At 42.9% G+C, this 13,967-nt stretch carries 15 protein-coding genes; 6 read left to right on the top strand and 9 right to left on the bottom strand.

From position 1 onward, the window contains the following. Positions 1-115: 115 nt before the first annotated feature. The 3 genes from ACM0OZ_RS17015 (at position 116) to psb28 (ending at position 3,117) form a co-directional block, all read left to right on the top strand. A complete protein-coding gene (locus ACM0OZ_RS17015; RefSeq protein WP_414583997.1) occupies positions 116-874 on the top strand; it encodes an RNA methyltransferase in 759 nt (252 codons plus the stop codon). Between the two features lie 259 nt (positions 875-1,133). Continuing rightward, on the top strand, positions 1,134-2,735 hold the full coding sequence (locus ACM0OZ_RS17010; RefSeq protein ID WP_414583996.1) for a serine hydrolase: 1,602 nt from the start codon (positions 1,134-1,136) through the stop codon (positions 2,733-2,735). Between the two features lie 13 nt (positions 2,736-2,748). Further along, positions 2,749-3,117, top strand: coding sequence for a photosystem II reaction center protein Psb28 (gene psb28, locus ACM0OZ_RS17005; RefSeq protein ID WP_414583994.1), 369 nt, complete (start codon positions 2,749-2,751; stop codon positions 3,115-3,117). A gap of 298 nt (positions 3,118-3,415) precedes the next feature. Here the strand turns inward: psb28 and ACM0OZ_RS17000 are convergent, their stop codons facing one another. The 5 genes from ACM0OZ_RS17000 to ACM0OZ_RS16980 form a co-directional block, all read right to left on the bottom strand. After that, positions 3,416-3,709 carry a transposase gene (locus tag ACM0OZ_RS17000; protein ID WP_414583993.1) on the bottom strand — a complete coding sequence of 98 codons (294 nt, stop codon included), beginning with the start codon at positions 3,707-3,709 and terminating at the stop codon, positions 3,416-3,418. A gap of 550 nt (positions 3,710-4,259) precedes the next feature. Then, positions 4,260-5,648, bottom strand: a complete 1,389-nt coding sequence (locus ACM0OZ_RS16995) for a lamin tail domain-containing protein (protein ID WP_414583992.1) — start codon at positions 5,646-5,648, stop codon at positions 4,260-4,262. A gap of 18 nt (positions 5,649-5,666) precedes the next feature. Then, positions 5,667-5,789 carry a hypothetical protein gene (locus tag ACM0OZ_RS16990; protein WP_414583991.1) on the bottom strand — a complete coding sequence of 41 codons (123 nt, stop codon included), beginning with the start codon at positions 5,787-5,789 and terminating at the stop codon, positions 5,667-5,669. Positions 5,790-6,538: 749 nt separating this feature from the next. Then, complete coding sequence (dprA, locus tag ACM0OZ_RS16985) at positions 6,539-7,660, bottom strand: DNA-processing protein DprA (RefSeq protein ID WP_414583989.1); 1,122 nt, start codon at positions 7,658-7,660, stop codon at positions 6,539-6,541. Positions 7,661-8,409: 749 nt separating this feature from the next. After that, the gene (locus ACM0OZ_RS16980; RefSeq protein WP_073627803.1) at positions 8,410-8,709 is read right to left on the bottom strand and encodes an RNA recognition motif domain-containing protein; all 300 of its coding nucleotides are present in this window, start codon (positions 8,707-8,709) and stop codon (positions 8,410-8,412) included. A gap of 558 nt (positions 8,710-9,267) precedes the next feature. On the opposite strand from ACM0OZ_RS16980, the gene ACM0OZ_RS16975 reads away from it, so the two are divergent. Then, positions 9,268-10,494: an RNA-guided endonuclease InsQ/TnpB family protein gene (locus ACM0OZ_RS16975; protein WP_414583988.1), complete on the top strand. Its 1,227-nt coding sequence runs from the start codon at positions 9,268-9,270 to the stop codon at positions 10,492-10,494. A 69-nt stretch (positions 10,495-10,563) separates the two neighbouring features. On the opposite strand, the gene ACM0OZ_RS16970 is transcribed toward ACM0OZ_RS16975, so the two are convergent. Beyond that, positions 10,564-10,785 (bottom strand): hypothetical protein, encoded by a 222-nt coding sequence (locus ACM0OZ_RS16970; RefSeq protein WP_414583986.1) that lies wholly within the window; start codon positions 10,783-10,785, stop codon positions 10,564-10,566. A 65-nt stretch (positions 10,786-10,850) separates the two neighbouring features. On the opposite strand from ACM0OZ_RS16970, the gene infC reads away from it, so the two are divergent. Continuing rightward, the gene (gene infC / locus ACM0OZ_RS16965; protein ID WP_414584029.1) at positions 10,851-11,342 is read left to right on the top strand and encodes a translation initiation factor IF-3; all 492 of its coding nucleotides are present in this window, start codon (positions 10,851-10,853) and stop codon (positions 11,340-11,342) included. Between the two features lie 93 nt (positions 11,343-11,435). Here the strand turns inward: infC and ACM0OZ_RS16960 are convergent, their stop codons facing one another. The 3 genes from ACM0OZ_RS16960 to ACM0OZ_RS16950 all read right to left on the bottom strand — a co-directional run bounded on the left by ACM0OZ_RS16960 (position 11,436) and on the right by ACM0OZ_RS16950 (position 13,625). After that, entirely contained in the window at positions 11,436-12,125 is a 690-nt protein-coding gene (locus ACM0OZ_RS16960) for an ElyC/SanA/YdcF family protein (protein ID WP_414583985.1), read from the bottom strand. Continuing rightward, the gene (locus ACM0OZ_RS16955) at positions 12,125-12,778 is read right to left on the bottom strand and encodes a DUF2301 domain-containing membrane protein (protein ID WP_414583984.1); all 654 of its coding nucleotides are present in this window, start codon (positions 12,776-12,778) and stop codon (positions 12,125-12,127) included. The genes ACM0OZ_RS16960 and ACM0OZ_RS16955 overlap by 1 nt, the downstream gene beginning before the upstream one ends. A 76-nt stretch (positions 12,779-12,854) precedes the next feature. Next, positions 12,855-13,625, bottom strand: coding sequence for an S-adenosyl-l-methionine hydroxide adenosyltransferase family protein (locus ACM0OZ_RS16950; RefSeq protein ID WP_414584028.1), 771 nt, complete (start codon positions 13,623-13,625; stop codon positions 12,855-12,857). A gap of 146 nt (positions 13,626-13,771) precedes the next feature. On the opposite strand from ACM0OZ_RS16950, the gene ACM0OZ_RS16945 reads away from it, so the two are divergent. After that, positions 13,772-13,927: a hypothetical protein gene (locus tag ACM0OZ_RS16945; RefSeq protein ID WP_198940826.1), complete on the top strand. Its 156-nt coding sequence runs from the start codon at positions 13,772-13,774 to the stop codon at positions 13,925-13,927. Positions 13,928-13,967: the final 40 nt, after the last annotated feature.

Below are 13,967 nucleotides of genomic sequence, written 5' to 3'. Positions count from 1 at the left end.
TAATGCCATGATTGATGTTGCTCAATATTGGGTTAGTACCACCCTCTATAAACAAGTCTTGCAACAAGCAGGAGAATTATTTAAGTAGCAGTGAAGAAATTCGGAGGGGCAGTAAATGGCATTGACTGGGGTGAGAATTATCTTAGTAGAACCAGCAGGTCCAATGAATGTAGGGTCGATCGCACGGGTGATGAAAAATTTTGGGTTCAATCATCTGGTGTTAGTTAATCCTCAGTGCGATCCGCTTTCACCAGAAGCGTTGCAAATGGCAGTCCATGCCAAAGATATTTTAGAATCGGCGGTATCAGTGGCGACATTGCCAGAAGCATTGCAAGGATGTACGCGAGCGATCGCCACGACAGCTCGTGTTCGTAACTGGGATTCCCCCCTAGAAAACCCCCGCACAGCACTACCCTGGTTACTGGAGAAACCAGAACAACCCGCCGCGCTCATTTTTGGTAGAGAAGACCGGGGATTGAGTAATGAAGAATTAAATTATGCTCAACGATTTATTCGCATTCCTACCAGTTCCAGCTATCCATCGCTGAATCTGGCGAGTGCTGTGGGAATTTGCTGTTATGAACTCGCACAAAGTGACGCAAAGATTGAAGAGGACACGGGGACTTCTTCCCTCCAGGCGTCTTCTAGTGAGCCTGCACCTTTGGATGTCTTGGAAGAATACTACCAGCAGCTAGAATCGCTACTGCTCGAGATTGGGTACCTTTATCCTCATACAGCAGCCAGCAGGATGGAAAAATTCCGGCAGTTGTACAATCGCGCTCAGCTACAAACTAAGGAAGTTGGTATGTTGCGAGGTATTTTACGCCAGGTAGAATGGGCGCTTGAGAACCGGAACAATCGTAAAGACTTTTGACTCATCGGTTACCATGTATCCAGTCATCGTACCAAAGCCTTTGATTATCGCTTAAACTAAACACAAAATGTTATTGGTAAGCAGAAATTGATTTGAGTAACAAGGAGCTTTAAAAGTCACTTTGAATTGTAGTTAGGGAGTCGGCACGAAAAAAACAATTCAATCCCTATAAACATTTGATAAGAAACTACCTCCGCCCCTAAGGTGAAGCCTTGAGAAATATGTTTTAGATTATACACTTATATCACCATTGTTTTTTATGCCAACCAGAACCATTATAAAAACTGTTTCGCGGCGTCAACCCGCCAACGGTCAGCAGGTTAAGCGCAAAGTCCAAAAGCAGGGGCAAAATAAAGTTGAAGTGCCAAAACAGCAGCAACGAGCCTCGCATAAACCAACAACGCCTACACGTATAAAATCTATTCCCCCTCTCACCCTTGCAATACCGACACGAACCAGGGTAGCAGCCCAAACAGTCAAACCAATCGCTACGGCAAAAGGGAGAATTCCACCGTATAACCCAAAGACACCACAGTTCAAGAATGTGGGGGCGCGGAAGCAGCCGTTACCCAGAAAAACCATTCCAACCCGAAAAACGCGGTTAAAGCCGATGGCAAGAACATTTTTGTATGGGCTACGGTTGTTAATTGTGGGAGTTGGTATCGGCGCAATTGTAGGCACTGTGTTATCAGTATTAGATCCTGCTACTCGCATCGCCACACCAGAAGCAACATCACCTGAGACAACTATCGGGCAAGAAGCACAACCACAACCTACCCAAAATCCCCCAGTAGCTCCTAGGTTATTGTTAACTCAGGAAATTTCTTCTTTAAAAACTGTTATACAAAATTTGGCAGCGGCAAACCCCAATCTCACACCAGGAGTTTTCTTGGTAGATTTGGACAATGGCAGTTATGTGGATGTGAATGGCTCCTCTAGTTTTTCTGCTGCAAGCACGATTAAAATTCCGATTCTAGTTGCTTTTTTCCAAGATGTAGATGCTGGTAACATTCGCCTAGATGAAACACTCACCATGCAGAAAGAAATGATGGTAGGCGGTTCTGGGGATATGCGGTACAAACCAGTGGGAACCCAGTTCACAGCAATGGAAGTAGCAACTAAGATGATGACAGTGAGCGACAACACAGCCACAAATATGCTGATTGCTCGCTTGGGTGGTATGGAAGTGCTGAATCAGCGTTTCCAGAGTTGGGGTTTGACAACCACTGCAATTCGCAGTCCACTTCCCGATTTGCAAGGGACAAACACCACCAGTCCCAAGGAGTTAGGGAATTTGATGGCGATGGTGAGTAAAGGTAATTTGGTGAGTATGTCATCACGCGATCGCATGCTGGATATTATGCGCCGCACTGTAAGAAATCATCTCCTGCCAACCGGTTTAGGACCAGGTGCAACCATTGCCCATAAAACAGGTGATATTGGGACAACACTAGCAGATGCGGGTGTGGTTGATATGCCTACTAGCAAGCGTTACATACTCGCTGTTATGGTACAACGCCCTAATAACGACTCCCGCGCCGAAAAACTCATTGGCTCAATTTCTCGTGCTGCTTACCAACAGTTTAGCCAACCTGCTGCCATACCAGGCACTACAGGCAGCACAATGCCCACAACTGGTTATCAGTCTCCAGTCATGAGTCCGCCTTTACCTAACAATATACCTAACAATATACCTAACAATATGGGAAGAACAATGCCGACAACTGGTTATCAATCCCCAATCATGACTCCGCCTTTACCTAACAACGGCATGGGAAGCACTGTACCCAACAATACTTATCAGTCTCCCGTTCAGCCCCCGGTGATGAATCCGCAGTATTATTATCCTTACCAACGCTAAATTTTCCTGCTTCATGACATCTACTACACCCTCAATCCAATTTTTTGCTGGCATTTTTGAAGAACTCAGCAACGTCAGCTTGCGAGGTAACCCTAGTTCTGGAAAGCGCATTGTCTTGATGAGATTCAATCAATTGAAAGCTTTGGAAAAATTTAACAGCTTCACCAAACAATCTTTAAATTCCATGCTTTTAACTGATGAGGAAGGTGAAATTCGCGTCACTCCTTCTTCCACACAATTCATTTTTGGGGGTGCAGAAGGCGATGAATTGCAGCGTGTAGAGTGCAAATTTGAAATTGAGCAGGATGACCATTGGGAAAGATTCATGCGCTTTATGCATCGTTATGCCGAGGCTAATGGGATGGCTTACGGGGAGTCATAGATTACCACTTCAAAAGTACATAAGTAAGTCGGCGAGAAAATTTATAAGTATGTAACAAAGGGTTAAGCAGAAGAATTAGAGTTAAATTTGACCAAGAAAGAATCATCCGTCAGAACTCATTCGTCAGAATATTAAACGCGTTTTCTCGTAATAAATCAAGAGTTCAGCTTCGGTGGGTATTGGTAGGCGCGCCCCCGAATTTATTTGTGGAGAAAAAGAAAATTTTTCCATTCTTAAATCCCCCGGATTTCATCCGTGGGGATATTCTGATTACTGCGTTCTGTGTTCTGCGTTCTTCTTAAACGTTGTGTACTGTAGTTTCCCTTTTCTCCTCTTCTTTGAATCCCATCAATGACAGCATAAAGCTTGCGTCTAACTCATCCTCAAAAGTTTTCGAGGCTAGTTCATCTTTTTTGAGGTGTTGCCACTCCAATTCAATTGGATTCATCTCAGAACAATATTTGGGTAGAAAGAAGATGTACAAACCCATATCTTCCCACTTTGACCATAACAGAATTACTTCTTTACACCGATGTATTGGATCGTTGTCCTGCACTTCGGACTCTAATACGTCCAGATGTTTTGGCTTCAAGTGCTTCAAGTTCCATCATCTGAATTAGGACTTACGCATTGACAAAATTTTGATTGTGTGGGTTTTGCCATAGTAGACAGAAATCACCTCAACAAAGTCGGGGTTTTGAACTAGCGAGGACATAAGCCGTCCTTCTACGGCTCATCTGGGTCAATGGCAAGGTAATCGTGCTCGTTATCTTGGCGCTAGCAAGAACTTATTTGACTTACGCCGTGTAGCAGTTATACATAATGTCCATGTAATTGCACGTATGTCTGCTCCAGCTTTTTCCCAACAAGTTTCTTAAACCCTCCTCGTTAACGATCGCTTTATCTAGTTCTTTGTTATTCCTGGTTTCTCCCCTCATATTATCTCTTTTTTGTCAACTATTATTACTGTACCGGCGCTCTAGAAGAAACTCGGTTTTTTCGTCACAATTCTGAATACTGAATCGGTGTTCTAGGTAATCTGGATGAACGCCCCAGTTAACAGTTTGTTTGACCCCCTGCTTTATTAACCGCAGTGACATCGAGCGATTTCTTCGGTTCATCTGCAAGCGAATGCCTCTATATCAGGACAATTTGCGACCGTAGTTGTAGTCTTCTTTTTCGCCTGACCGGTCGATAATAGCCCAATGTACTGTGTTGAGTTCAGGAATTTGTAACATAAATATCCAGTTAGCTTCTATGCTTTCCCCTTTTGTTGGGAGCATCGGTGTCTGTTGCGTACACAGGGTAATTTTAGTGGTGGGTTTTCGCATATAGTGGTAAGACGAGGGTACATGATCGCCATTAAAATAGGCGTATGGCACACCCACAGCAGCAGCATTAGCAGCGATCGCATCTACAGCCGAGCCTTCTTCTCTGTTGTCACCTTCAAAGCTATCGTATGCTCTGTTCAATGCTTCCTCAAAAGTTACCTGACCGCCTAAAGCTTTTTGTGCCTTAATCGCTTCTAGATCTGCCTCTAGGATCAGATTGTCATAGCCAAGGGATTTTGTCAGATTAGATAACTTTTGACTTTGCTCAGTATAAGCATAGCTAGACATCAAATTTCCCCGATCATCATAGAGCCTTCCCTCATCGGCTTTGTTATTCCAAACAGAGCGTTTGCTACCGAAAGAAAAGCCGCCTGACTCGGGATGCACCTCGTTAGTATAAACTCGACACTCATCTCCTTTTTTCAATACTGTCCCCATGGGAAAAGAGAATTCTTGATTGCGATTTATGCTTTGAATTTTCCAGCCCGATATATCTATGTCAACCAGTCCCTCGTTGACAATAGCGATATATTCGTCCGCAGAAGTGGATTCAACACTTCCGTCCGAAAAAATCCTGTTTATCCTGACGTTAGGTGTCGCATTTGAGAGATCGAGTATTGCATATAGCCCTTCTCCATCAGGACTGGAAACGAGAATTTGATTGGCTTGCTCGTCAGGTTGGAAATCTATAATCGAACTGCCATTGCGTTGATAGAGAGATTTAACTCCAGCAAAAATCGGATGCTGGCTATTAATTGGTTGATTTCCTGAAATTCCGTTATAGCCCTCTTTAAACTGTAAACCAACTTCCCAAAGAAACCAGTTAAAGTTATACCCTGAAGCATAGTCCTCATCTTCAGTCTCGGCAGCTAAGTAAACGTTCCCTCCGGCGCTAACCAAATCTCTGAGTATATCGTCATAAATAGTTGTTTCATGTGTAAAAATCGCATCCACATTTTCTGGGATATCATATCCCACAGTCCATATATGACCAGCTTTAGTCATTGTCTCTGCTAAAGCCGATTCAGATTCTGCTAAATCCGGGTTCAAGTAAGAATGAAACTTGCCTGGACGACCGCCCGTGAACCAATTAGCAATATTTTTTGCAAAAATTGCCGCGTCAGGAGATTTTTCAAATCCGAGGTTACTTAAAGTTGAAGCATCATTAGCGAGAAGTATTTTGCCTAATTTTTTGTTCATTTGAGGGGATCCTAAGTTTCAAGTAATAAAAGAGGATTTCTTCAGTTGAATCCATTGAACGGAGGCGTTGTCTTGAACAATTACTGTCAAAACTCCTGTTTGACTCAGGTGCTGTTGTGCTTTTTGAGCTTGCCAATTCATTAGCTGTAAGTAGGTTTGGGTATGAGCGCGTTCCAAGCATTAGTGCGTAATCATGCATATGTATCAGGCTCCCAAATACCGAAGATATTTATACGTCTACCTCAACTAAAGTGATTGCCGTACTTTATTTTGTTCTCATGCATGGAGCATAATTATAGTCTGTAGGACTATGACAATAACAACCAGATTCGTCCAAATATTTTAGGCAAATAAATCCAAGCCTTGCCCAAAGTTTCAAGGTTTCTAAGTCCGCTTAATTAGTTATTAAAAAATTTTGCGTCTTTCTTTGCGACGCCAGTCGCCTGCTGCGGGAAACCCCTTCGGGTATGCCTTCGGCACGTCTTCGACGTTAGCGAAGCTCCTCCGCTATTGAGGCACGCCAGTCGCCGTGAGAGCGGGAGACTCTCCTGCAGCGCTGGTCTCACCTCCTGCAGCGCTGGCTCGCCTTAGCGCCAGATTTAATGTAATTATTCAACCGGACATGATATTAATGGGTTTTTAGATTTTTTGGGCTTCATTAATCAGATGAATAAATTGATATCAACAAAAGTCAAACCTTAACAAAGTTAAAACAGTACCAGCCGCAGTACCAGCCGCAGTGCGTATGGTGGGGGATTTAAACCCGCCACCAACGCTTTCGGTCCAATTGGTGTGGTGTTTCCCCCAACGATAAAACTGATACTGCGGGTACTTGATAACTGATAACTGGTAACTGTTAAAAATAAACAGTATCTTTTGCCTTTTATTTTTTAACTTCTCTGATACCGCATCCCTGGCAATTGGGAAACTAAACCCATGAGTTCCAACTGCAACAAAGCGCTGGAAACTTCACCCGCACTCATCCCCGTTTGTTGGACAATAAAATCAAACGGTAAAGATTCTGAAGCGATCGCATCCATAACCCGTTGGAGTTCTGGTGATAATATTGGCAACGGTAACTGCTGTTGTAATGACGGCGATGCTTCAACAGAATCGAGTTGTGGTATTGCTCCCAGCATTTTTAACAGTTCGTCTAATTCCTTGAGAATGGGAGCAGCCCCTTGGCTGAGTAATTTTAAACACCCTTGAGATGGGTAATCATCCAGTCTTCCTGGTAGGACATAGACATCTCGCCCAAAATCATTTGCGTAACTTGCGGTAATCAAAGCACCCGATTTTATCGGTGCTTCCATCACCAGAACAGCACGGCTCAAACCTGCGATAATTCTGTTGCGACGAGGGAAGTGCGTACGATCGGGTGGCGTTTTCGCTGGATACTCACTTACAACCAACCCAGCCGTCAAAATCTGCTTGTACAGTTCTCGATTTTTGGATGGATATACGACATCTACGCCAGTACCTAAAACTGCGATCGTGCGTCCTCCAGCTTTCATCGTAGCGGTGTGACTTTCAGTATCTATTCCCTCTGCTAAGCCAGAAACTACAGTGAACCCATTTTTAGCCAAAGCCGTACTAATTTGGCGAGTCCAACGAATACCATACTCCGAAGGTTGGCGTGTACCTACAATTCCAACGAGTTGTTTTTGTCCAAGATTTTCTTGCAAGTCTACTTCACCACGATAGTAGACAATCGGCGGTGGACTGGGAATTTCCAGCAGTAACCGGGGATAGTCTGCATCTGCTGGTGTCCAGAAATTCGGGTTTTGCTCTTGGTGTTGCACAAGAAATTGTTCAGGTTGCAGACGGGAACGTTGTTGCACGACCTTTTGCAGAGTCTGAAAACCAAAACCTTCTACTTTTCCCAACTGGGCAGGCTTAGCTTCCCAAGCTGCTGCCAGTGTACCAAAATGCTGCTGCAACCGTTGTAGTAAAACTGGACCAACCCCAGAAATTTGCGACCAAGCTAGCCAGTATGCACGTTCTTGCCCCAATAGTCCATCCTCACGTCTTCTGGGTTTATTATTCCCAAATTGAAAAAGCAAAGCGGACTTCCAAAAAATAAAATCTAAACTGCCTGTGGAGGAATAAGCGCGTGGATGTTGCTGTATGTTTTCCGACTTAGGGTATCTGGAGTAATGACCAATGAAGCAGGAAATTTTTTCAAGGCGACGTAGGAGTTGCCCCATCCTCAGTCGTAAGACAGGATGGGGAGGATAATTAAATAGTCAAAAACTTTGCTAAACTTAGTCAAAGTTTGGGAATTTAAGAAAGTTTTTCACAGAGCTTGTGTTGTATAATTAAGTTAATGCCGAAAACCAAGGCTAAAATTTCTGGTTTGTAAACCACAGTCGCGGTCATTACTAGCAAGCCTGTAAAAAGGTCAAACGGGAAGTCCACAGTTTGTTAAATTAGCTGAAAATAACGGGTGACAAATGACTAAAAGCCTCAAAAAGGTTATTCGTTTCGATACATAGGGTGGGCTACACCCGAATTTACGCTTGTGGACAAGAAGGAGCCGACTCTCTTGATAGAAGCAAGAAGCAGACCCTCTAAAGGAAACTTTAGTTGAATGGCTAGCTTTAAATAAGTTTGGTCAAGTTTTGTATAGCAGAATGTCACGTTTTTATCCGCAGTCCAAATGTTGTATCAAAAAGGCTCAAGCATTCTTGCCTGAGCCACTGCTAAATAAAATTAATTTCCTAGATTAATGGGTTAGCTCAAAGAGCTAAATCTATTAAGCTTAGTAGCGGTTGCGGAAGCTGTTGTTTCCCCGATTACCACCAAACGAACCTCTTTCTTCCCTGGGCTTAGCCTTAGTCACTTTTAAATCACGTCCCATCCACTCCGCACCATTGAGCGCATCAATCGCAGCTGTTTCTTCAGCATCTGTACCCATTTCTACAAAACCAAAACCGCGCATACGACCTGTTTCACGATCCGTAGGTAGCTGAACGCGCTTGACAGAACCATATTCTGCAAACACAGTATTGAGACTATCTTCTGTAACTTCGTAAGAAAGATTGCCTACATAAACTGACATAGATTGTCTCCGAAATTATAAATGTGTAGAGATTTAGGTTTCGGAGAAAAGTTTGTAAATACCAAAAACAAAAAGCCTGTCAATATTAAAAACAAACGCTGTTAACCGAATTAATTCTCACTTTCCATCATGACATAGCAGACAACTTTTAGGGAGGAAGTTGGAAAAAGCGTTATATAAAGTTATCTAAGCAATTGATAGCTAAGTATGATCATGGCACAGCTTAGAGACATACTCTTTACAGTTTGAATTTGATGTAGACACTAGGCTCAAGAGCGTGCCACTCAATTTGAACGTATTACGCGGCAGTCCCCACCCGAGCGCCGTAAGGCGGGGTGGGGAAGGATAGCGGTCAATCAATGGGGTTCAATGCCCCTTTGATTGACAATTTTCGTATTAAATTACGAAGTACTTCTGATTGAGTTCTTTCTGATATTTCGCAATATTTTTGCAAGTGTTCAAATTCTCTATCCGATATTCGTGTTGTTACCTGTTTCATTGTTGTCAAACTGCTTTCATGATGCTACCATTTGAATATAGCAGACAGGTCGATATGTTATGGCTACCAAGCGAATTACTTTTAGACTTTACCCATCAAGGGTACAAGCTAGTAAAATGCACTATTGGCGACGACTCCACAAAGATTTATATAATGCTTGTGTCGAGCATCGCAAAACCTCTTACAAGAAATTCAGTAAATCGGTAGATTATTTTGACCAGCAAAATTGTTTGCCTGAATTTAAAGAATTTTGGTCAGAGTACAAAGAGCTTGGTAGCCATACATTGCAAGACACTGTTAAGCGTGTAGATTTTGCGTTTAAGCGTTTCTTTAAGCTCAAGTCTGGGTATCCAAAATTTAAATCAAGTCGTTATTATAAAGGATGGACTTACCCTTGTTCAGCAGGCTGGAAAGCTTGTACCAATGGGAAAAACGGTTATCTAAAAATATCTAATCTAGGCAACCTTAAAATGCGTGGTCAGGCTAGAGATTGGGGAAAGCCTAAAACTTGCACAATCATATTTAAGCAAGGGAAGTGGTATGCTTCAATCACTGTTGACTGTGTTCCTACTCGTCCACAAACAAATACTGGCGCAATTGGTTTAGATTTTGGTACTCACCATGCGATTGCTGACTCTGACGGCAATGTGATTGAGAATCCCAGATTTATTAAAGTTGCTCAAAGCAAAATCAGCAAAATAGCTAAAACTAGTCGTAGAAAAAGACCACCCAAAAGAGGTGTTAAACCTTCACGACGCTGGAGAAAAGCAAATATTGCTGTAGCTAAAATACAGTCTAAAGTTGCGCGTCAAAGACAAGACTGGCAACATAAAGTCTCTACACAAATAGTTGGCTGTAATAGCTTGGTAGCGACTGAGAAGTTAAATCTTAAAGGGATGACTCGTAAGTCTAAGGGTAAGAGAAAGCGTCAAAAATCAGGGCTTAATCGTTCGCTGCTTGACGTTGGGATTGGCAATCTCAAAGACTTAATTAAATATAAAGTTACTGAGGCTGGAGGTTTTTACATCGAGATTCCGACGGTAAAAGTTAAGCCATCTCAAACCTGCCCTAATTGCGGTCATCAAAAAAAGAAAACACTAGCAGAAAGGCTACACCATTGCGAAAAATGCGACTATCAATGCGATAGAGACGTAGCAGCAGCAATGGTAATGCTAAATTATGCAAGGGGTATGGAACGTACCTCTACAGACGCTGATGAGTCAACCTCAACAGGAGTGCGGAAGCTTCAAGCAAGTTGCGAGGGAGGAAGCGTCAGAAACGTGTAGCTCAGCCGTAGGCGGCTACACGTAGTTCATGAAAACTCTACACAATGATATATACGTTTGTCTAACCAATTAGGAGAGTATTGTTTTAACAAGAAAGAATAGAGGCGCTACTTCGCCATTCGCCAGAATGGATTCCGTGCGACTGGCGGGTGAGGGCGCGGGTTTAAGTCCCCGTACATAATCCCTGATTTGGAGGTCTACAATCAGGTGGCGGTTTGAATCTCCACCTGCAGGAATTGCTGATTTCTGATTTGTGACTTCTGACTCCTTGTTCAACAGATCATAATTCATAGTTAGTGTTGTGTTACATTGGCATTACTTGCACTCGCGAAGTATTGAACAATTGAGAGGAAACCATTATCGTCATCCAAAAGCAACTCATTAACTCCCAAATCAAGTCACCTCAAGTTTTCTTGATTGACCATGAGAACAACAACCGTGGTTTGATGGATACACAGGAGGCTCTACAGCTAGCACAGAGCGTAGAGCTTGACCTAGTTCTAGTCTCGGAAGGCAAAGACGCTCCAGTTGCGAAGATTCTTAACTATGGTAAGCTTCAGTATCAAAAGAAAAAGCGTCAGGGACAGAGCGCTAGACCTACGGTAAAGGAAGTTCGGCTCCGTCCTAACGTGGGTGTGGCTGATTACAATTTACGTATCGAGCAAGCAATTCAGTGGTTGAGTAAAGGCGATTCAGTAAAGTTTGTTATTCGTTTACGAGGTCGAGAACATCAATATCGTGAACAGGCTGGAGAACTGTTAGAGCGGATTGTAACTGCTCTCTCGCAAGTAGGTAAAGTCCAGTCGCTTGATAAACGCTCACTGATTGCTCAAGTCATTCCTGCCTAAATTAATTTTCTAGGAATATTTGAGTGAACTCAAGTAGCCACAGGAACTGCCTATATCTGCTGGCTACTGCAATACTGCCTTGTTCTGTATTATTCAAGCTTTCCACTTCACAAATAGCGCATAAATATAAGCGATCGCCTCAGAAATGACTGTTCGCACGCCTTCGCTAGAAACCCACCATTTCTTGGGATCGTATTCTGATGGTTCAGCAGCAATCACTCCCACTTTGATTTTGGGAGCAAGGACTTGTTTGTATATCAGCCAACTTCTACGGGCATGGGCATCATTTGTAAACAAATTTACTGATTCTAGCTGGTCATTTGAATTTGATAACCATTGATGAAATGCCACGGCAGAGGCATGAGTACGATCCTTAATAACTTTAGGTGCCGGAACAACGACCAGCTTTTCTTTTGGTACACCCATTTCTTTGAGAGTTGCTGCGGCAATTTCTGCAAAATTCTTGTATTCAATCAGATAGGAACCTCTTTCCACGGGTACTCCTGTGGTAAAAATTTGGCGATAGGAACCAGTGGAAATTTCAGCAAACGCTTGTTTTAGTGCTTCGTCTGTTAGCCATCCTTCCACAACCAATGCATCCGCTTTGATGGGGGAAGTGACTGCCAGAAATGGGTGTATATGAGTTATCATGAAAAATAATAAAATAGCGGCAGTTGCGAACAGACTCACCCATCCTTGAAGGGTAAGCATCCACATTTCTTGCCGCTTTATTAAGCGAATTTTGGGGAACTTGTGCTTTTTATAACGAGTTTGACTAGGCATTACACCTTTGCTAAACGCTGTGCCTTCAAATATTGAAACACAGATTTATCCCCTATATCCGGAGGAATTGCTTGTATTGCTTTACGCACGGCAAACACCACAAATAAAATTGCCCACAGTCCTAATAAAACCTGTTCTCCCTGTGTTGGCAAGACTCCAAGCATATGCCCTAGCAGTAGTACCGGCACTATTGGTGTCAGTACTTTGGTTTCCAGACGATTGAAGCAAAATGCTTCTTTGAAGTAAATTCCTGTTAAAGCGACAAAGGTAAAGCCTACTCCCAGCAAGGTTAGTGGTTGGGTGTAAATGGTGACAGCTAAAGGTGTACTGCTAGATAATGCCAGGATAACTGCGGTTATGCTGCCAATAACCCAACAAACTTGCAACAGTCGGTGCAGAAACGCCATATATATATGGATAGTCAGTAAACTGACACCAAGCGCCAAACTGAAACAGGCATATAAAGGCGTTAGGAGTTGGAAATTTGGGTTATTGTTTAGCACAACCAAAGCGCTGCCTATGGCAAAACTGAGTGCAGCTACCATTAAGCCAGTACGGTAGATGATCACGCCTGTGCGATCGCCCTCAGTGATCGTAAATTCTCCAAACTGACCTTGATAAACTTCTGGTACATATACTGTTTGCTGAGTCATAATTATTTTAGATTTGACATTTTGGATGACTTGGTGGTAAAAGCAAAAAATTTTTCAATCCACAATTTCTATACTATTAAAAAGCAAGTTCCACCGTATCTCCCAAGTGTATCTGCAACTGTGAGTGTGCGTTACCGCGATTGATGGCAATTTCTACCCAACCGTGACTTTCAACGAGTGCGATCGCCTCTCCAACTTCCACGTCACTATAAGTTTCACTTCCTGTAATCGTTAACCCAGCTGCTTTAACATACCAGGTTTTGCCTTGCACGTAACTCCCTGGAATGTTGGTCACTAAGTTACCGAAGTGGTCAATATATTGAATAGAACCTGCTATACCAGTTTCTGTTAAAATACATCCAGATATATCCATTTGTACCAAAGTTGCTGAGTTAATTGGATTCCCCAGTTCTTGAAAAGGGACTCCCTTGGCAAGATGTGCAGCGACTGGTGCAAAAATATCCCTACCGTGAAAAGTCTTGCTCGGTTGAGGGGTTCTCCAATAATCAGGGTTTGTCAATTCTACTACTGCGATCGCTGGACTTTGACTTAATAATCCGCTGAATGTGCCATTATCTGGTCCTACCAGATAGCCATTGGCAAATTGTACTGCGATCGCCCGTCGCGTTCCTCCCACACCCGGATCTACTACCGCTAAATGCACAGTCCCATCTGAAAAGTACGGGTAAGCATTCATCAGGCAAAACCTAGCTGCTGCGATGTTTTGCGGCGGAATTTGGTGTGTCAAGTCTACCACCCTCACTTGGGGGTTGATTTGGGCAATCACTCCCTTCATTACACCGACATAAATATCGCGATCGCCAAAATCGCTGAGCATAGTGATCATGGGGTTAGGATGCATCTGGCTATAATATATTTCTGGTTGATTAATATATATGACATTTCATTTGTCTGTAACATAAGCTACGAAAAATTTGCTATGTTATGAAAAGCAGACATAGAATGGAGAAGTTAAAGAGGCTAATTGTCAAAATGACCAAGAACAGAGTGCAAGCAATAACAAAAGCACGGGAAGTGCATCAATCGAATATTAAAAGAAGCTTAGAACATCGCTTAGAAGTAGCTAGAGCCAAGGGCGATGAAAACCTAATTCGGCTGCTGGAAGCAGAAATGAAGTATTTCAGCTAAGTGAAGATTTTATTGTTCTAGTTCATAGTTTTGTTGTGTA

The organism is Scytonema sp. PCC 10023 (assembly GCF_963920835.1).
Lineage (GTDB): Bacteria > Cyanobacteriota > Cyanobacteriia > Cyanobacteriales > Nostocaceae > Kalymmatonema.
This window is presented reverse-complemented; position numbering and strand designations above follow the sequence as displayed.

Bases quoted from the DNA above. Each gene is read 5' to 3' on its own strand.
- ACM0OZ_RS16970 (WP_414583986.1), bottom strand. From the start codon at position 10,785: ATGAATTATGATCTGTTGAACAAGGAGTCAGAAGTCACAAATCAGAAA.
- ACM0OZ_RS16995 (WP_414583992.1), bottom strand. From the start codon at position 5,648: ATGAACAAAAAATTAGGCAAAATACTTCTCGCTAATGATGCTTCAACT.
- ACM0OZ_RS16945 (WP_198940826.1), top strand. From the start codon at position 13,772: ATGACCAAGAACAGAGTGCAAGCAATAACAAAAGCACGGGAAGTGCAT.
- psb28 (WP_414583994.1), top strand. From the start codon at position 2,749: ATGACATCTACTACACCCTCAATCCAATTTTTTGCTGGCATTTTTGAA.
- ACM0OZ_RS16950 (WP_414584028.1), bottom strand. From the start codon at position 13,625: ATGATCACTATGCTCAGCGATTTTGGCGATCGCGATATTTATGTCGGT.
- ACM0OZ_RS16975 (WP_414583988.1), top strand. From the start codon at position 9,268: ATGGCTACCAAGCGAATTACTTTTAGACTTTACCCATCAAGGGTACAA.
- ACM0OZ_RS17015 (WP_414583997.1), top strand. From the start codon at position 116: ATGGCATTGACTGGGGTGAGAATTATCTTAGTAGAACCAGCAGGTCCA.
- ACM0OZ_RS16990 (WP_414583991.1), bottom strand. From the start codon at position 5,789: ATGAATTGGCAAGCTCAAAAAGCACAACAGCACCTGAGTCAAACAGGA.
- ACM0OZ_RS16955 (WP_414583984.1), bottom strand. From the start codon at position 12,778: ATGACTCAGCAAACAGTATATGTACCAGAAGTTTATCAAGGTCAGTTT.
- ACM0OZ_RS17010 (WP_414583996.1), top strand. From the start codon at position 1,134: ATGCCAACCAGAACCATTATAAAAACTGTTTCGCGGCGTCAACCCGCC.
- ACM0OZ_RS16980 (WP_073627803.1), bottom strand. From the start codon at position 8,709: ATGTCAGTTTATGTAGGCAATCTTTCTTACGAAGTTACAGAAGATAGT.
- ACM0OZ_RS16960 (WP_414583985.1), bottom strand. From the start codon at position 12,125: ATGCCTAGTCAAACTCGTTATAAAAAGCACAAGTTCCCCAAAATTCGC.